The organism is Kineosporia sp. NBRC 101731, assembly GCF_030269305.1.
GTDB lineage: Bacteria > Actinomycetota > Actinomycetes > Actinomycetales > Kineosporiaceae > Kineosporia.
Genome location: NZ_BSTC01000001.1, coordinates 1,550,284 through 1,567,270, shown reverse-complemented (window position 1 = coordinate 1,567,270; position 16,987 = coordinate 1,550,284). Strand labels below are relative to the sequence as shown.

Sequence of the window (16,987 nt, the reverse complement as noted above, 5' to 3'; positions counted from 1 at the left end):
ACCAAGAATCAGCGCACGTGCAGCAGCAGCGCGTCACCCTGACCGCCGCCCCCGCACAGGGCCGCCGCCCCGGTGCCGCCACCCCGGCGGCCCAGCTCGAGAGCCAGGTGCAGCACCAGCCGGGCGCCGGACATCCCGATCGGATGGCCGGTCGCGATCGCCCCACCGTTCACGTTCACCTTCGCCGGGTCCAGGCCGAGCTCCTTCGTCGACGCCAGCCCGACCGCCGCGAAGGCCTCGTTGATCTCCACCAGGTCCAGGTCGGCGACCGTCAGACCCTCGCGGGCGAGTGCGGCGCGGATCGCGTTGGCCGGCTGCGACTGCAGGGTGGAGTCGGGCCCGGCGACCTGGCCGTGCGCACCGATCTCGGCGATCCAGGTCAGACCGAGTTCCTCCGCCCGGCGGCGGGACATCACCACGACCGCGGCCGCCCCGTCGGAGATCGGCGAGGCCGAACCGGCCGTGATGGTGCCGTCCTTCCGGAACGCCGGGCGCAGCCGCGACAACACGTCCAGCGAGGTGTCGCCGCGCACCCCCTCATCGATGGCGAAGGCCAGCGGGTCACCCTTTCGCTGCGGGACGGGCACCGGCACGATCTCGTCGTCGAACACGCCGTTCTTCTGTGCCGCAGCGGCTTTCTGGTGCGAGGCGACGGCGAAGGCGTCCATCTCCTCGCGACTGAACTTCCGGTCGTCCACGTTCGCGGCCTCGGTCAGGGCGCCCATGGCCTGCTCGGTGTACGCGTCGTAGAGCCCGTCGAGGTCCATGTGGTCCTTCAGGGTCACGTCGCCGTACTTGAAGCCCCCGCGACTGCCGGGCAGCAGATGCGGCGCCTGCGTCATCGACTCCATGCCCCCGGCCACGATCACGTCGAACTCACCGGCCCGGATCAGCGCGTCGGCGGTCGCGATGGCGTTGAGGCCGGACAGGCAGATCTTGTTGATGGTGACGGCGGGAACGTCGAGCGGGATGCCGGCCTTCGCCGCGGCGATACGGGCCGGCCCCTGGCCGACACCCGCCTGGAGCACCTCGCCCATGATCACGTACTGCACGGTGGCCGGGTCGACGTGGGCCTTCTCGAGGGCGCCCCGGATCGCGATCGCCCCCAGCTCGGGGGCAGAGAACCCCTTGAGCGAGCCGAGCAGCCGGCCCACGGGCGTGCGGGCCCCGGCAACGATGACGGACGTCGGGCGTTGCGTCTGGTCGGTCACGGCATCCTCGCAGTTCGACAGTCAAGTTTTCCCGGCAACTCAACGTAACAATGTCATCGGGGTACCTGATGTCCCTCGTGGGTGTCGGGCACCACATCCCGCGATGGCCGGGCCCGGGGGAATCTGCTGTACTCGCCGACAGGTTGAAAGATCTGCAAGTACTTCCAACGTTGCACCCGCACTGCACCTGAGCACCGGAGACCACACTGCCCGAGGGCCACACCATCCACCGGCTCGCCAGCGACCTGGACGAGCTCTTCACCGGCACCGTGATCCGCGCGAGTGCCGTGCAGGACAAGTTCGCGGCGGGCGTCGCCCTGCTCGACGGCGGCACGGTCACGAGTACGGACGCCTGGGGCAAGCACCTCTTCGTGCATGTCGCCCCAGCGGGCGACCGGCCCCCGGTCTGGCTGCACGTGCACCTCGGTCTGTACGGGAAGTTCCAGCACGGGCCGGGGTCGCCGGCCGCGCCCTGGGGCCAGCTGCGGCTGCGGCTGGAGAGCGAGCGGGGCTGGGCCGACCTGCGCGGGGCCACGGCCAGTGAGCTTCTGGACGAGGAGGGGCGCCGGCACGTCATCGGTCGCCTCGGTGCCGATCCGCTCCGGAAGCACGCGGACGGCGATGCGCCGTTCGAGCGGATCAGCCGGTCCCGAACCGCGGTGGGCGCCCTACTGATGGATCAGAAGGTCATCGCGGGCATCGGGAACGTCTACCGCGCCGAGATCCTGTTCCGGCACGGCATCGACCCGCACCGGCCCGGCCGCGACGTGACCCCGCAGGAGTGGACGGCTCTGTGGTCCGACCTGCAGGTCCTCATGCGCGCCGGGGTGCGCACGAAGAAGATCATCACGACCCGCCCGGAAGACCGGCCCCGCGGGCGGCGCACGGCATCGACCGTCCGGCGCGAGGACTCGCACTACGTCTACCGGCGCGCGGGTGAGCCCTGCCGGACCTGCGGCACCCCGGTGCGCACCGAGGAGATGGTGGCGCGAAATCTCTACTGGTGCCCGAAAGACCAGGCGAACTAGGGAAATACGTGGGACTGCTCACGGCTGTCGTCCACTGTTCCGGGAACCGGCCACCTACCCTGGCCTGCATGACCGACCCGACTGGGGTGAGCACCCCCGCAACCCAGCTCTTCACCACGATCGATCACGTCGGGGTGGCCGTGCCCGACCTGGACACCGCCATCGCCTACTACCGCGACGTGCTCGGCATGCGCCTGGCCCACCGCGAGGTCAACGAGGAGCAGGGGGTGCAGGAAGCCATGATGGCCGTCGGTGATTCCGGCAGCCACGTGCAGCTTCTGGCCCCGCTGGACGAGACGTCGACGATCGCGAAGTTCATCGACCGCTCGGGCCCCGGCCTGCAGCAGGTCGCCTACCGGGTCGAGGACATCGACGTGGTCTGCGCGACCCTGCGCGAGCGGGGCGCCCGGCTGCTCTACGACGCGCCCCGGCGGGGTACCGCGGGCAGTCGCGTCAACTTCATCCATCCCAGGAGCGCGGGTGGCGTGCTGGTCGAGTTGGTCGAACCGGCCTAGAACCAGAGCTTAGGGACGCCGGACCGCACCTCCCACGGGGAGGTGCGGTTTTTCGTTGTCCCCTGGGAACCTCAAAACCGGTGAGCTGCATCACCGCTCACCACCTACAACCCTTTTGACCTGCTCGTTAACGTCGTAGGCAGAACAACTTCCCCCGCTGTCCGGACCGGCCGTGACCCGGCGTCCAGGACCTCTCCGGCGGGCTCCACGCCCTTCCGCCGACACCCGCGTCCCCCTTTCTTCATGCCCGCCGGAGGCCCATCGTGCAGAAGATTCTCGAGGCGATCCTGTCCGGCACGGCGACCCGCGAGGACTACCTCGCCATCGACGTGCCCGAGTTCTACCGCGGCGTCACCGTGCACGCCGACGAGGTGGACATGTTCGAGGGGCTGCCCACCCGGGAGAAGGATCCGCGCCGCTCACTGCACCTGGACGAGATACCGGTGCCGGAGCTCGGGCCGGGTGAGGCACTGGTCGCCGTGATGGCCAGCGCCGTCAACTACAACACGGTCTGGACCTCGATCTTCGAACCGGTCCCGACCTTCGCGTTCCTGCGCCGGTACGGCCGCACCGGCCCCCTCGGCGCCCGGCACGACCTGCCGTACCACGTGATCGGCTCGGACCTGGCCGGGGTGGTGCTGCGGACCGGGGCCGGGGTGCAGGCGTGGAAGCCCGGTGACGAGGTGGTGGCGCACTGCCTGTCGGTCGAGCTGGAGGCCCCCGAAGGGCACAACGACACCATGCTCGACCCCGAACAGCGTATTTGGGGCTTCGAGACGAACTTCGGCGGCCTGGCCGAGCTGGCGCTGGTGAAGACGAACCAGCTGATGCCCAAGGCGGCCCACCTCACCTGGGAGGAGGCCGCCTGTCCCGGACTGGTGAACTCGACCGCCTACCGACAACTCGTCTCGCGCAACGGCGCCGGCCTGAAGCTCGGCGACCACGTCCTCATCTGGGGCGCCTCGGGCGGGCTCGGCTCGTACGCCACGCAGTTCGCACTGGCCGCAGGAGCAACTCCGGTCTGTGTGGTGTCCAGTCCCGGGAAGGCCGAGCTGTGCCGGCGGATGGGCGCTGACCTGGTCATCGACCGCCGGGCCGAGGGCTACCGGTTCTGGCGTGACGAACACACCCAGGACCAGAAGGAGTGGCGGCGGTTCGGCAGCCGCATCCGGGAACTGACCGGCGGGCGGGACGTTGACGTGGTGTTCGAGCACCCCGGGCGCGAGACGTTCGGGGCCAGTGTCTACGCCGCGAAGAAAGGGGGAACGGTGGTCACCTGTGCATCAACATCTGGTTACATGCACGAATATGACAATCGCTATCTGTGGATGAACCTGAAACGCATCGTAGGATCGCACTTCGCGAACTATGCCGAGGCATGGGCGGCCAACGACCTCGTGTCGAGAGGGCTGATCCATCCGACGCTGTCTCGAACTTACCCGCTCGACCAGGCTGGACAGGCTGCATTCGACGTTCACGGCAACCGGCATCAAGGCAAGGTGGGAGTACGCTGCCTGGCACCTGATGAAGGTCTCGGCGTGCGCAACGCAGCCCAACGCGAGCGGCATAGTAAAGCAATCATGAGGTTCAGGAACGTCTAGGCCCGGGCGGCGGGCCGTCAGGGAGGACTGAGTAGTGGCCGGCGAACAGAGCCCCCATGGATTCCAGATCGTCATGCGTGGTTTCGATCGCGCGCAGGTGGAGGAAAGAATTGCCTCCCTGGAGTCCTCCCTGCGTGACGCCAGAGCCCGCGTCGAGGAGCTCGACACCCGCGCGCTGAAACTCTCCGGTGAGGTGGCCGAGGCGCACCGCCAGCTGCGCGAGGTGGAGCGCCCGTCGTACAGCGGCCTGGGTTCCCGCATCGAGCAGCTGCTGCGTCTGGCCGAGGAGCAGGCCAGCGACGTGATCGCGGCCGCCACCAAGGAGGCCGAGGAAGCAGTCGCGCAGGCCCGGGTCGAGGCGGCCCAGCACCGCGCGGCCGCCCAGAACGAGGCGGCCGAGACCACGGCCGTGGCCCAGCGGGAGACCGCCGAGCTGCGCAACCAGGCGAGCACCGAGGCCGAGGACATTGTCGGCACGGCCACCCGTAAGTCCGAAGAGATGCTGGCCGTCGCCGAGCGCGAGGCCTCGAAGCTGAAATCGGTCACGGAGCACGAGACCTCGGAGAAGCGCAGCACCGTCGACCGCGAGCTGGCCCGTCTGCGGGCCACGGCCGAGCGCGAGGTCACCGAGCTGCGGGCCGGCACCAAGCGCGAGACCGACGAGGCCCGGGGTCACGCCAAGCGTGACGCCGAGGAGATGCGGTCGACCGCCAAGCGCGAGTCCGAAGAGATGCGCACGTCTGCGGCCGCCGCCCTGGAAGAGGCCCGCAGCCGCGCCGAGCAGATGAGCACCGACCTCGAGGTCAAGCTCGCCGCCCGCCGGGAAGAGGCCGAGCGTCTCGACGCCGAGCGTCACGAGCAGGCCGTGGCCCAGGCCACCCAGCTGGTGGCCGAGGCCGAACAGCGCGCGTCCGCCGCGGAGACCCGCGCCGGGAAGGCCGTGGCCCAGGCCGAGGCCGTGCGCCGCGACGCCGACGAGCACGCCAAGACCCTGGTGGGCAACGCCCGCCGCAACGCCGACCAGGTCATGGCCGAAGCCCGGGCGCACGCCGACAAGGTGCTCTCCGAGGCGAAGGGCGAGGCCGACCGCAACCGCCGGGCCGCCCAGCGTCAGGTCGACGAGCTGATCCGTCAGCGTGACAGCATCACCGGTCACCTCGACCAGCTGCGCGCCCTGCTCGGCAACAGCATGCCGATGAACGCCGGCTCGCTGGACAAGGTCGCCCAGGCCGCCTCGCACAACCCGCAGGACGACCCCTCCGGCGACAACGGTCAGGACAGCGAGCAGCGCACGATCGTGCTGCCTGACGCCGCCCCCGCCGGATCCAAGCGGTAACCGCCAAGATCACGCCAGCAACGCCGCCCGGTTCTCACCGGGCGGCGTTGCTGTGTTCCGGGTGAGAATGCTCCTGGCGATCTTCCCCGGCTCGCGACCTACCACTGAAACGGAGCCCTCGCTGTGTCACAGCAGTCGGACCCCGACACCGCCTCCACCCTGGGCTCCGAGCACCCCGGCAGCGAGCCCGCCAAGGTGTCGGACTCCACCCCCGAGCACCCGGCCGGCGAACCGCGCATCGTCGAGGAGGGCGAACCGGTGAAGGGCGACCCGAAGTTCGGCCGCCCGGGCCCTCCGATCAACCGGAACAGCCCGTTCTACTTCGGTTTTCTCGCCACGATCGGCGCGCTGCTGGCCTTCCAGCTGATGAAGATCGTGGCCGACCTCTCGCAGACCATCACCCTGGTGGTGATCGCGGCGTTCCTGGCGGTGGGCCTGGACCCGGTGGTGCGCTACCTGCAGCGCCAGGGGCTGAGCCGGGGCTGGTCGGTCGGCATCGTGTTCGTCGCGGTCATCGGCATCTTCGGCGGGTTCGCCGCGATCATCATCCCGGACATGGTCGACCAGGCCACCGAGCTGATCGACTCGGCTCCCGACCAGATCGACAACCTGACGAAGACCCGCTGGATCAACGACCTGAACGCGCAGTACGGCGTGATCGACAACATGAGCAAGCAACTGCGCGACCGGGCCAGCAACGGCACGACCGTGATGCAGGTGTTCGGTGGGGTGCTCGGCGCCGGCAAGGCCGTGCTGTCCGGCCTGGCCAGCACCTTCACCGTGCTGATCCTGACCCTGTACTTCCTGGCCTCGCTGAACAACATCGCCGAGGCCGGCTACCGGCTGGTGCCGCGCAGCCGCCGCACCCGGGTGCGAGCCCTGGGCGACGAAATCATCAAGCGCATCGGCGGTTACGTGGCCGGGCAGGTCGCGATCGCGACGATCAACGGCGTCTGCAGCTTCATCATGATGACGGTGATCGGCATCCCCTACGCCGCCGTGCTCGCCTTCGTGGTCGGCGTGCTGGGCGTGATCCCGCTCGTAGGTGCAACTCTCGGCGCCATCCTGGTGGTGCTCGTCGGGCTGTTCCAGTCGGTGCAGATCGCGATCATCGCCGCCGTCTACTACCTGATCTACCAGCAGGTGGAGAACTACCTGATCGCGCCACGCATCATGTCCCGCACCGTGGCCGTACCCGGCGCCGTGGCCCTGATCGCGGCCTTCGGTGGCGGTGCGCTGCTCGGCGTCCTGGGGGCGCTCATCGCCATCCCGATCGCCGCCGCGATCCTGCTGATCATCCAGGAAGTCGTCATCCCCCGACAGGAGGAAGCGTGACCCGCGTTCTGCACATCGCCCTGGAGCCCGACTGGGCGCAGGCCCTGACCCTGGGCCGTTATGAGAAGTCCAGCCGCGACGTCACTCTGGCGCAGGAGGGCTTCATCCACGCCAGCACCGTCAGCCAGGCCACGGTCGTGCTGAGCACGTTCTACGGCGACCTGCCTCCTGCGGACCTGCGCCTGCTGGTGGTCGACGAAGAGAAGTGCGCGGAGCAGGGCACGCCCATGCGCTGGGACGACGTCCCCGGCTCAGACAGCCCGTTCCCCCACTTCTACGGGCCGATCCCGGTGGACGCGGTGGTGGCGGTACTGGAGTTCACCGGCCCGGAACTACCCGACGTAACCCCGTACGACGTAGCCCGTTAACCCAACCCCGTCGTGATCATGCAAAACCTCCCCAGTGTTCTAGAACTCTTCGAACTCACAGTTCTAGAACTCCGGGGAGGTTTTGCATGATCACGAACGAAGGCTTTGGAGTTGAGGGGGCGCGCTAGACCGGGGCGGTTGTCAGCATGTCGCGCAGCTTCGCCAGGCCGCGGTGGGCGTTACTGCGCACCGTGACCTCGGAGCACTTCATCAGCACGGCGATCTCGCTGTCGGGCAGGCCCTCGTAGTGCCGCAGCACCAGCACGGCCTGCTGCTTGGCCGGCAGCCGGCGCAGCAGGGCGATGAGCTGTTCGCGATCGGCCCGGTTCTCGGCACCGTCGCCCGACGGGGTGTCCAGCACCAGCACCGAGTCGGTCGCCCGCTCGCGCCGGGCGGCCCGCCGGAACCAGGAGGTGCAGGCGTTGACCACCATGCGCCGCACGTAGGCGTCGACGTCGTTGGCGGCACTGACCCGGTCCCACTGCAGCAGGGCCTTACCGAGCACGTCCTGAACCACGTCCTCGGCCAGGTAGGGGTCACGCAGCAGACCACGCGCCAACCGCACCAGCGCCGGGCCGCGGCTCGCCACGAACTCCTCGAACACCAGCCGTCCCGGTGCGTCCTGACCGATCATCTGATCGGGGACAGACCAGTGCGCATCGTCTGCCGACGCATCGACAGGCTGCTGCACCACCACGTTCCCCTCGCAGATCTAGCTCATTCACCGACGTTGTGCCGCGCCCCCGTGAACGGCTTCCCACAGCCGCGTTCGCGCAATCCGGCGTCAGCCTAACCGGACCTTGCGACTGCCTGTGCACCGTTCTAGCCGTAAGTACGGAATCCTCGCCCAGTTTTCCGGCCCAGATAACCCGCAGTGACCAGGTGTTCCAGCATCGGTGACGGAGCGAAGCCAGGTTCACGGAACTCATGAAAGAGAACCTTCTCGATCGCCAGTGATACATCCAGACCCACGACATCCAGAAGCTCGAAGGGCCCCATCGGATACCCGCAGCCCAGGCGCATGGCCCGATCGATGTCCTGGGCCTGGGCGTAGTGCGCGCAGAGCATCTTCACGGCGTCGTTGAGGTAGGGGAACAGCAGCGCATTGACGATGAACCCGGCCCGGTCGCCACATGTGACCGGGTGCTTACGAATGTGGCGGCAGAGTTTCACTGCGGTCAGAGTCACATCCTCCGCCGTCGAAACCGTGCTGACCACCTCGACCAGCCGCATCGCCGGGGCGGGGTTGAAGAAGTGGATCCCGATGACGTCCTGTGGTCTTCCCGTCACGGCGGCACATTCGATGACGGGAAGCGAGGACGTCGTGGTCGCCAGAACGGCACCCGGCCGGCAGATCCGGTCGAGGTCACGGAACAGGGCCTGCTTCACCTCCAGGTCCTCCACCACCGCCTCCAGCACCAGGTCGGCGTCGCCCAGGTCGGCGAGTGCCGTGGTGCCGCGGACCTTCCCCAGGGCGGCGTCCCGCTGATCCGGCGTGATCCGTCCTTTCGTCACCGAGCGGTCCAGACTCTGCCTCAGGCCCGCGCGCACCGCCTCGGCCTTCTCCGGTGTCCGGGCCACGAAGAGCACGTCCAGACCGGCCTTGGCCAGCACCTCGACGATCCCGGTGGCCATCGTGCCGGAGCCGACCACCCCCACGCTCTGCACGTCTCTCCCCCGGTCGGCGACCGGCCCGCCCGCGGGCAGGCGCGCGTCCTGAATGACCACCGACGAGCCGGGAGCCGCGTAACGGTAGAAGCCCCGCCCGCTCTTGCGCCCCGTGAGCCCGGCGGTGACCATCTGCTTGATCAACGGCGCCGGGGCGTGCAGACGATCGCGGGTCTGGTGGTACATCGAGTCGAGGATCTCGTAAGCCGTGTCCAGCCCGATCAGGTCCATCAGGGCGAGCGGGCCCATCGGCAGACCGCACCCCAGACGCATCGCGTCGTCGATGTCCTCGCGCCGCGCGTACTTCGCCTCGAACATCGACACGGCGTGGTTGAGGTAGCCGAACAGCAAGGCGTTGGCGATGAACCCGGCCTGGTCGCCGACCACCACCGGCTCCTTGCCCAGGGCCCGCACCAGGAGTGCGGCGTCGTCCACCACGTCCTCGTCACTCACCACCGTGCGCACCACCTCGACGAGCTCCTGCACCGGGGCCGGGTTGAAGAAGTGCAGCCCGATCACACGCCGGGGATTGCTGGTGGCCACGGCAATTTCGGTGACCGGAAGGCTGGAGGTGTTAGTGGCCAGAATGGCGTCGGGGGCAACGACGGCATCGAGGGAGGCCAGGATCTCGCGCTTCAGGCCGAGCACCTCGGGCACTGCTTCGATCACCAGACCGGCGTCGGCGACCCGTGCCGGCTCGGTGGAGAACTCGATGCGGGCCAGCAGTTCCGCGCGGTCGGCGGGCTGCAGCTTGCCGCGTTCGACCGCCCTCTCGGTGGATGCCTCGATCCGCGTCCTCGCCCGGTCGGCGGCGGCCGCGTCGACCTCGACACCGATCACGCCGAACCCGTGGCGGGCCAGCACCTCGGCAATGCCCGATCCCATCGTGCCGAGCCCGACCACTCCCACGGTCCGTATCTGCCGCGCCATCGCGAGCCTCCTCGTGGCCGATCATTGCCGATCACTCATGGTGACCTGGGTGAAAGACCTTCAGCAGGGGTGAATCTGTCGCCCACGCCACGCTGCGGACGGAGGTGGCTCCCGTCAAGAAAAAGTATTCTGCGCCACCCTCCGGCAGAAAAACGTTCGGTTTGCATTTAATCCGGACGGAAGAACATGTATAAGTCATCCGGTATGCGAACTGCTTTGCCGGTCGGGGGCCCGACTGCCGCAGGTCCGGCGAGTCCGCATACCGAGCAGAATTCGGTAGTCACGTTCCACCCGCGAACATCCGCGACGAAGGGACCGATTCGATGCGACAACTTGGCGTCTGCCTGGTGACAGCGATGTTCGCCGTCACCGGCACCGCGCTCGTGGCCAGTTCCCCGGCCTCGGCGAGCACCTCTCAGAAGGCCGCGACGACCGAGTACGTCGTTCTGCAGAACGCTAACTCCGGCGCTCTGGCGGCCAAGGCCGCCGTGGAGAAGGCCGGGGGCACGGTGGTCTCGGAGAACTCCGCGCTCGGCTACGTGGTGGCCACCAGCTCGAAGTCCGACTTCGAGGCGAAGATCAACGCGGACAAGACCGTGCTCGGCGCCGCGGGCAACCAGATCATCGGCCAGGCTCCGGAGGAGCAGCAGGCCAGCCAGTTCCAGATCGAGCAGCTGCGCAAGAGCACCCCCAAGTCGTCGAAGTCCGGCACGCACAAGGGTTCTTCCGCAAGCAACGAACCGCTGGCCGATCTGCAGTGGGACATGAAGCAGATCGACGCCACCAAGAAGGGCTCGTACGCCTCGCAGCCCGGTAGCAGCAAGGTGCTGGTCGGCGTGATCGACACCGGCGTCGACGGTAGCCACCCGGACATCGCGCCGAACTTCAGCAAGAAGCTGTCGCGCAACTTCGTCACGGACATCCCCGAGATCGACGGCGAGTGCGAGGTGGCGAGCTGTAAGGACGCCGCCGACGTGGACGACGGCGGTCACGGCACGCACGTCGCCAGCACCATCGGGTCACCGATCAACGGCATCGGCATCGCGGGTGTCGCGCCGGACGTGACGCTCGTGAACATCCGGGCCGGTCAGGACTCGGGCTACTTCTTCCTCCAGCCCACCCTGGACGCCCTCACCTACGCCGGTGACATCGGCGTCGACGTGGTGAACATGAGCTACTACGTCGACCCGTGGCTGTTCAACTGCACGAGCAACCCGGCCGACTCGCCCGCGGAACAGCGCGAGCAGCAGGTCATCCGCACCGCCACGCAGCGGGCCCTGACCTACGCCCGCAACAAGGGTGTGCTGCCGGTCTCCGCCGAGGGCAACGAGGCCACCGACCTCAATAACCCGACCACGGACGCCACCTCGCCGGACTACCCGGAAGGCGCTGCGAAGGAACGCACGATCGACAACTCGTGCATCAACGTGCCGGCCGAGAGCAAGGGTGTGCTGACCGTCAGCTCGACCGGGCCGAGCAAGCGCAAGGCCTATTACTCGAACTACGGCACGGAGGAGACCGACGTCTCCGCGCCCGGTGGTGACGCCTACGACACCGCCGACGGTTCCAGGAATCTCAGCGGCACCGTGCTGGCCGCCTTCCCGAAGCACCTAGCCATCGAGGAGGGCCTCATCGACGAGAACGGTGAACCCCTCACGCCGGCCGTGGTGAAGTCGTGCAAGGGCTCGGTCTGCGGTTACTACCAGTACCTGCAGGGCACCTCGATGGCCTCACCGCACGCCGCGGGTGTGGCTGCGCTGGTGGTCAGCGAGTTCGGCCACAAGGACAAGAGCGGCCTGGGCCTGGACCCGGACAAGACCGAGGCCAAGCTGCTGAAGTCGGCCACCGAGACCGCCTGCCCGAACCCCCGCACGTTCAAGTACCACCGGATCCTGACGACCGGTGCGATCGTGGACTCGGAGGCCACGTGTGAGGGCCCGAAGTCGGACAACGGCTTCTACGGTCACGGCATCGTCAACGCCAAGGCCGCGGTGAGCGGCCGACTGTAACTGAAGACGAAGCGGCGGCGGACCTTTCGGGGACCGCCGCCGCTTCTGCGTTCAGGTGGTGCCGCGTTCAGGAACCCCAGTACAGGTCGACCGGCACGACGAGCAGAACCAGGACCACCAGCCAGAGGTTCAGCAGGACGATGCCCAGGCCCACCAGCGCGGGCCACCGTAATCGGCTATCGGACGGTGGTTTTCCAGGAGCGCGCTCATCCCTCGTCACCGTCCGCCGGAGCCTCGGTCAGTTCTGCCGACGGCGAGGGATCGCCCGGTTCGGACGAGGTCGGTTCCGCGGTTTCGGTCAGGGCCGGCGTCGGGGTCAGGGTTGGCGCCAGGGTGGGGGTCGGCCCGGGCGTGGCGGTCCCGGTCGGCTCCGGCTCACCCTGGCTCACCGGGTACTGCAGGCGGCTGGGAGCCTTGGCGTCGCGGACACGCACCGGGATCTCGTTCCCGTTCTCGTCCCACCCCGTCAGCGTCTCCTTCAGCGGGTAGACGTTGAAGAGGTTCCGGCCGTCTCGGCCCTTCGCCGGATTCACGCTGACGTCCGACCCACCTTCCAGGTAGTCCTTTTCCGACGGCACCAGCATCCGCCCCTGATCATCGAACAACTGCACGCCCTGCAGCGGGTTTCCCTCGGAGTCGTACGGGAAAATGTTGTGCACCAACCGCCCGCCGTTGGTCACGCCCTCGATCGGGTCCGATTGAGCCGCGCTGAACGAATCCGTGTATCCGTCGGTACCCACCGGCACCAACCCCACGACGGAATAGTTCGGGATGACGAACAGCCAAGCGGCCAGCACCAGCGAGCCGACGGCCAGCAGATCGGCCGCACCGACCAGACCACGACGGAATCTGCCGGACGAGAACCACTTCCGGCGCTCGAGTTCAATACCCCCGATCACCAGCACGATGAGCAGCAGCCACTGCACCTCAGACTCCGGAGCCCTCTGACGGGTGTCGCTCAGGGTCTGAACGATGAGCTGGTAAACAACGTAGGAGCGAAAAGCCCACCACAGTGGACGAGCCGTCTCGCCGAAGCCCTTCACACCCGGCCCCCACGGCTGCCGGTCCAGCCAGGCCTCGGCGGCGGCGATCCGCGGCCGGATGCTCAGCCGCGGAGGCTTTTTCGCACCCCGCGGCGAGAGGCCGGCCGCGGCGCGCAGCTCGGCGGCATAAGCCTGCGGCGGACCGAACATCCCCTCCGGTGTCCGGTCACTGCCGTCGAGGGCGTCGGCCAGGTCGGCCTCGAGCCCACCGGTCAGCTCGTCGACCTCATCCGTACCGAGATCACCGAGCTCCCGCCGCACCGCCGCCAGATAGTTCGCCAGGTCCGGGGTCTGAGTCACCGTGTTCATCGCGTTCCCTCCGAGCCTGTCCGCCGCCGGCGCTCCAGCGGCACCGTGTTACCCGTCGACCCGGCCAGCAGGCCGGTCATCGTGTCGGCGAACGCGGCCCAGGTCTGCCGCTGCTCCCCGAGTTCCTGCCGCCCGAGCGGCGTGATGCCGTAGTACTTGCGGTGCGGCCCCTCGTCGGAGGGCACCACGTAAGACGTCAGCGACCCACCGGCATAGAGACGCCGCAACGTGCCGTACACCGACGCGTCCCCGACGTCTTCCAGCCCCGCGGCCCGCAGACGACGCACCACGTCGTACCCGTACCCGTCCTCCTGCGCGACCACCGCCAGCACCGCGACGTCGAGCACGCCCTTCAGCAACTGCGTCGTATCCATCCGTCTCCCCCAACCATCCACTGCCGCGCCACAGAAGGTACCGCGCAATGCGCAGTAGCGTCCATGGTGCGGGAGTGGGGCGTGTCACGCCAGGATCACCCACGAGCGACGCGGGCAACCCCCCCCCTCTGTTCGTGATCATGGAGGGGTTGGATGGGGACGGGGCGAGGGTGGTCATCCATCGCGTGTCAGGGTGGTCGCCCATCCGGTGTCCGGGTTCAGGCTAGGCTCGTCGACCGTGCGCCTGGTTATCGCTCGTTGTTCTGTTGACTACGCCGGGCGGTTGACCGCCCACCTACCGCTCGCGAACCGCCTGCTCATGGTGAAGGCCGACGGCAGTGTGCTGGTGCATTCAGACGGTGGCTCCTACAAGCCGCTGAACTGGATGAGCCCGCCCGCCAAGCTGACCGTGGGCCCGCCGGACGAGGCGGCCGCCGAGGTGGGTGTGACCGAGGTCTGGACGGTGCAGAGCGCCAAGACCGACGACCGGCTGATCGTGAATCTGCACGAGGTGCTGCACGACAGCAACCACGAGCTCGGGGTCGATCCCGGGCTGGTGAAAGACGGCGTCGAGGCCCATCTGCAGAAGCTCCTGGCCGAGCAGGTGAACCGGCTCGGCGACGGCTGGCAGCTGGTCCGGCGCGAGTACATGACCGCCATCGGGCCGGTCGACCTGCTGGTCAAGGACGCTTCCGGGGGCTCGGTGGCGGTCGAGATCAAGCGGCGCGGTGAGATCGACGGCGTCGAGCAGCTCACCCGCTACCTGGAACTGATGAACCGCGACCCGCTGCTCGCCCCCGTCGCCGGCATCTACGCCGCACAGGAGATCAAGCCGCAGGCCCGGGTGCTGGCCGAGGACCGGGGCATCCGCTGCGTGATCCTGGACTACAACGAGATGCGGGGCCTGGACGACGTGGAGACCCGACTCTTCTGATGCTCTATCAACTCGTTTTCAAGCACCTCCTGGTGCGGGTGCCGGCCGAGACCGCGCACCACGCGGCGTTCACCGCGATCCGTCTGGTCGAGAGGGTGCCCGCGCTGCGGGCGCAGCTGGCGAAGCTGCTGGCCCCGAAGGACGCCGTGCTGCGTACCCGCGCGCTGGGTCTGGACCTACCCGGTCCGCTGGGCCTGGCGGCGGGCTTCGACAAAGACGCCCTGGCACCCGACGCGCTGGCCGCGATGGGCTTCGGGTACGTCGAGATCGGCACGGTCACGGCCCGCCCCCAGCCGGGTAACCCCAAGCCCCGGATGTTCCGCCTGCCGGCGGACAAGGCCCTGATCAACCGGATGGGGTTCAACAACCACGGCTCCACCGCGGCCTCGATCCGGCTGAAGGCGCGCAGGGGCCCGGCGGTCGTGGGCGTGAACATCGGCAAGTCCAAGGTGGTCGGCCCGGCCGACGCGATCGAGGACTACGTCGCCAGCACCGCCCGGCTCGGCCCGGTCGCCGACTACCTCGTGGTCAACGTCAGCTCCCCGAACACGCCCGGACTGCGTGATCTCCAGGCGGTCTCGTCACTGCGGCCACTGCTGAGCGCGGTTCGGCGCACTCTTGATGCATCCGGCCCGACCGGCCGGGGAACCGGTACCCGACGCGTCCCCCTGCTCGTGAAGATCGCACCCGACCTGTCCGACGACGACGTGGACGCCGTCGCCGACCTGGCCGTCGAGCTGGGGCTGGACGGCATCATCGCGACGAACACCACCATCACCCGCACCGGCCTGCGCACCCCCGCGGCCGACGTCGAGGCGATGGGCGCCGGCGGACTCTCCGGCGCCCCGGTGGCCGAGCGGTCGCTCGAGGTGCTGCGCCGGCTGCGGGCCCGGGTCGGTGACGAGATGGTGCTGGTCGCGGCCGGCGGCATCCAGGACGGGGATGACGCCTACGAGCGCATCCGGGCCGGCGCCACGCTGGTGCAGGCGTACACGGGCTTCATCTACGGCGGGTTGTTCTGGCCGCGCCAGGTGCAACGGCGCATCGCCGAACGCCTCCGCGCCGACGGCTTCACGTCGATCCACCAGGCCGTGGGCACCGCCGAGAACTAAAGGCCGGGAAACAGGCCCTAATGGTGGACGTCGAGTAGCAGCCTGACACCAAGTCACGGCACCATCGCTCATATGGCTGCACGGATCACCGTCATCGGCGCGGGCGTCATCGGTCTGACCTGTGCCGTGCGGCTGGCCGAGGCGGGCCATCAGGTCGACGTGATGGCCCGCGAAATGCCCCTGGAGACCACCTCGGCGGTGGCCGGTGGGCTGTGGCAGCCCTATCTGGCCGAGCCCGCCGACCTGGTGTCCCGCTGGTCGCACGCGACCTACCGGGCGCTGACCGAGCTGTCCGAGGACAACGAGGCCCGGGTCACCGGCGTCGTGCAGCGACCGGGCTACATCGTCGGGGTCGCGCAGCGGCCGGTCTTCGCCGACGGTCTCCCGGCGGTCGGCCTGGCTCACGTCAACCACCCGCACCCGGACCACCGCGACGGCTGGCACCTCACCGTTCCGGTCGTGGACATGACCGTGCACCTGCCCTATCTCGTGCGCCGGCTGGAAGCGGCCTCAGGCACGCTGACCCGGATCGCGCTGAGCGCCCTGCCGACCCGCGGTGTGGTGATCAACTGCACCGGTCTGGCCAGTCGCGCCCTCGCCGCCGACCCCTCGGTCTACCCGGTGCGCGGTCAGGTGCTGCGGGTGTCGAACCCGGGTGTGGCGCAGTGGTGGACCGACGACAGCGACCCGGACGTACTCACCTACGTACTGCCTCAGACCCGGCACATCGTGATCGGGGGCACGGCCCTGGTGAACGACTTCGAGACCACCCCCGACCCGGTGATCGCGGAGCAGATCCTCGAGCGGGCGCGGAAACTCGTGCCCGCGCTGAGCCGCGCCACGGTGCTCTCGCACCGGGTGGGCCTCCGCCCGGCCCGCCCTGCGGTGCGGCTCGAGACCGTTCACACCGCCGAGGGCACCACGGTGCACTGTTACGGCCACGGCGGCAGTGGGGTCACGCTGGCCTGGGGATGTGCGGACGACGTGCTCACCGAGGTCTCCCGGCTGTCATAGAGCTTCCGCAGACCACGAAAAGCCACCACCGATCCACTCAGCGTTCCCGGAACGCGGGTCGCGGGGCATCCATCAGATTAATTTTTTGCACCGCCCACTGCCCTCGTATTCCGGGGGAAATACCCATTCCCATGAAACCTTCTTAAGGCTGCCGAAGCACTCCCTAAAGCTTAGGTGGGTCTGTTGAGTGTTTCTTGACC

At 68.5% G+C, this 16,987-nt stretch carries 16 protein-coding genes; 10 read left to right on the top strand and 6 right to left on the bottom strand.

The window, feature by feature from the left end; all coding sequences use genetic code 11:
- Positions 1 to 8: 8 nt before the first annotated feature.
- Entirely contained in the window at positions 9 to 1,211 is a 1,203-nt protein-coding gene (locus QSK05_RS06930; RefSeq protein WP_285595053.1) for an acetyl-CoA C-acetyltransferase, read from the bottom strand.
- 206 nt (positions 1,212 to 1,417) lie between these two features.
- On the opposite strand from QSK05_RS06930, the gene QSK05_RS06925 reads away from it, so the two are divergent.
- The 6 genes from QSK05_RS06925 (at position 1,418) to QSK05_RS06900 (ending at position 7,394) form a co-directional block, all read left to right on the top strand.
- Complete coding sequence (locus QSK05_RS06925; RefSeq protein WP_352300327.1) at positions 1,418 to 2,239, top strand: Fpg/Nei family DNA glycosylase; 822 nt, start codon at positions 1,418 to 1,420, stop codon at positions 2,237 to 2,239.
- A 68-nt stretch (positions 2,240 to 2,307) separates the two neighbouring features.
- Positions 2,308 to 2,754: a methylmalonyl-CoA epimerase gene (gene mce / locus QSK05_RS06920; RefSeq protein WP_285595049.1), complete on the top strand. Its 447-nt coding sequence runs from the start codon at positions 2,308 to 2,310 to the stop codon at positions 2,752 to 2,754.
- A gap of 263 nt (positions 2,755 to 3,017) precedes the next feature.
- Positions 3,018 to 4,355, top strand: a complete 1,338-nt coding sequence (ccrA, locus tag QSK05_RS06915; RefSeq protein WP_285595047.1) for a crotonyl-CoA carboxylase/reductase — start codon at positions 3,018 to 3,020, stop codon at positions 4,353 to 4,355.
- A gap of 73 nt (positions 4,356 to 4,428) precedes the next feature.
- Positions 4,429 to 5,691, top strand: a complete 1,263-nt coding sequence (locus QSK05_RS06910) for a coiled-coil domain-containing protein (protein ID WP_285595045.1) — start codon at positions 4,429 to 4,431, stop codon at positions 5,689 to 5,691.
- Between the two features lie 123 nt (positions 5,692 to 5,814).
- A complete protein-coding gene (locus QSK05_RS06905; RefSeq protein WP_285595044.1) occupies positions 5,815 to 7,026 on the top strand; it encodes an AI-2E family transporter in 1,212 nt (403 codons plus the stop codon).
- A complete protein-coding gene (locus QSK05_RS06900; protein WP_285595042.1) occupies positions 7,023 to 7,394 on the top strand; it encodes a DUF952 domain-containing protein in 372 nt (123 codons plus the stop codon). Before QSK05_RS06905 ends, QSK05_RS06900 begins: the two co-directional genes overlap by 4 nt.
- A gap of 124 nt (positions 7,395 to 7,518) precedes the next feature.
- Here the strand turns inward: QSK05_RS06900 and QSK05_RS06895 are convergent, their stop codons facing one another.
- Together QSK05_RS06895 and QSK05_RS06890 are read right to left on the bottom strand one after the other, a co-directional pair.
- A complete protein-coding gene (locus QSK05_RS06895; protein ID WP_285595040.1) occupies positions 7,519 to 8,088 on the bottom strand; it encodes a SigE family RNA polymerase sigma factor in 570 nt (189 codons plus the stop codon).
- A 128-nt stretch (positions 8,089 to 8,216) separates the two neighbouring features.
- Positions 8,217 to 9,992 (bottom strand): 3-hydroxyacyl-CoA dehydrogenase family protein, encoded by a 1,776-nt coding sequence (locus QSK05_RS06890; protein WP_285595039.1) that lies wholly within the window; start codon positions 9,990 to 9,992, stop codon positions 8,217 to 8,219.
- Between the two features lie 323 nt (positions 9,993 to 10,315).
- Between QSK05_RS06890 and QSK05_RS06885 the strand changes: the two genes are divergently transcribed.
- The gene (locus QSK05_RS06885; protein WP_285595037.1) at positions 10,316 to 12,001 is read left to right on the top strand and encodes a S8 family peptidase; all 1,686 of its coding nucleotides are present in this window, start codon (positions 10,316 to 10,318) and stop codon (positions 11,999 to 12,001) included.
- A gap of 67 nt (positions 12,002 to 12,068) precedes the next feature.
- Here QSK05_RS06885 and QSK05_RS06880 read toward each other — a convergent pair whose 3' ends face one another.
- From QSK05_RS06880 to QSK05_RS06870, 3 genes are read right to left on the bottom strand one after another with little or no spacing between them, the layout of a single operon-like run.
- Positions 12,069 to 12,221: a hypothetical protein gene (locus QSK05_RS06880; protein WP_285595035.1), complete on the bottom strand. Its 153-nt coding sequence runs from the start codon at positions 12,219 to 12,221 to the stop codon at positions 12,069 to 12,071.
- On the bottom strand, positions 12,208 to 13,353 hold the full coding sequence (locus QSK05_RS06875; protein ID WP_285595033.1) for a hypothetical protein: 1,146 nt from the start codon (positions 13,351 to 13,353) through the stop codon (positions 12,208 to 12,210). The genes QSK05_RS06880 and QSK05_RS06875 overlap by 14 nt, the downstream gene beginning before the upstream one ends.
- Positions 13,350 to 13,727: a PadR family transcriptional regulator gene (locus QSK05_RS06870; RefSeq protein ID WP_285595031.1), complete on the bottom strand. Its 378-nt coding sequence runs from the start codon at positions 13,725 to 13,727 to the stop codon at positions 13,350 to 13,352. Before QSK05_RS06870 ends, QSK05_RS06875 begins: the two co-directional genes overlap by 4 nt.
- A gap of 238 nt (positions 13,728 to 13,965) precedes the next feature.
- Between QSK05_RS06870 and nucS the strand changes: the two genes are divergently transcribed.
- The 3 genes from nucS to QSK05_RS06855 all read left to right on the top strand — a co-directional run bounded on the left by nucS (position 13,966) and on the right by QSK05_RS06855 (position 16,787).
- Positions 13,966 to 14,661, top strand: coding sequence for an endonuclease NucS (gene nucS, locus QSK05_RS06865; protein ID WP_285595029.1), 696 nt, complete (start codon positions 13,966 to 13,968; stop codon positions 14,659 to 14,661).
- Complete coding sequence (locus QSK05_RS06860; protein WP_285595026.1) at positions 14,661 to 15,773, top strand: quinone-dependent dihydroorotate dehydrogenase; 1,113 nt, start codon at positions 14,661 to 14,663, stop codon at positions 15,771 to 15,773. The genes nucS and QSK05_RS06860 overlap by 1 nt, the downstream gene beginning before the upstream one ends.
- Positions 15,774 to 15,845: 72 nt before the next feature.
- A complete protein-coding gene (locus QSK05_RS06855) occupies positions 15,846 to 16,787 on the top strand; it encodes an FAD-dependent oxidoreductase (RefSeq protein ID WP_285595023.1) in 942 nt (313 codons plus the stop codon).
- Positions 16,788 to 16,987: the final 200 nt, after the last annotated feature.

Coding starts and splice junctions, on each gene's coding strand:
- QSK05_RS06890 (WP_285595039.1), bottom strand. CDS start 9,992: ATGGCGCGGCAGATACGGACCGTGGGAGTGGTCGGGCTCGGCACGATG.
- QSK05_RS06860 (WP_285595026.1), top strand. CDS start 14,661: ATGCTCTATCAACTCGTTTTCAAGCACCTCCTGGTGCGGGTGCCGGCC.
- QSK05_RS06910 (WP_285595045.1), top strand. CDS start 4,429: ATGCGTGGTTTCGATCGCGCGCAGGTGGAGGAAAGAATTGCCTCCCTG.
- mce (WP_285595049.1), top strand. CDS start 2,308: ATGACCGACCCGACTGGGGTGAGCACCCCCGCAACCCAGCTCTTCACC.
- QSK05_RS06875 (WP_285595033.1), bottom strand. CDS start 13,353: ATGAACACGGTGACTCAGACCCCGGACCTGGCGAACTATCTGGCGGCG.
- QSK05_RS06870 (WP_285595031.1), bottom strand. CDS start 13,727: ATGGATACGACGCAGTTGCTGAAGGGCGTGCTCGACGTCGCGGTGCTG.
- QSK05_RS06885 (WP_285595037.1), top strand. CDS start 10,316: ATGCGACAACTTGGCGTCTGCCTGGTGACAGCGATGTTCGCCGTCACC.
- QSK05_RS06855 (WP_285595023.1), top strand. CDS start 15,846: ATGGCTGCACGGATCACCGTCATCGGCGCGGGCGTCATCGGTCTGACC.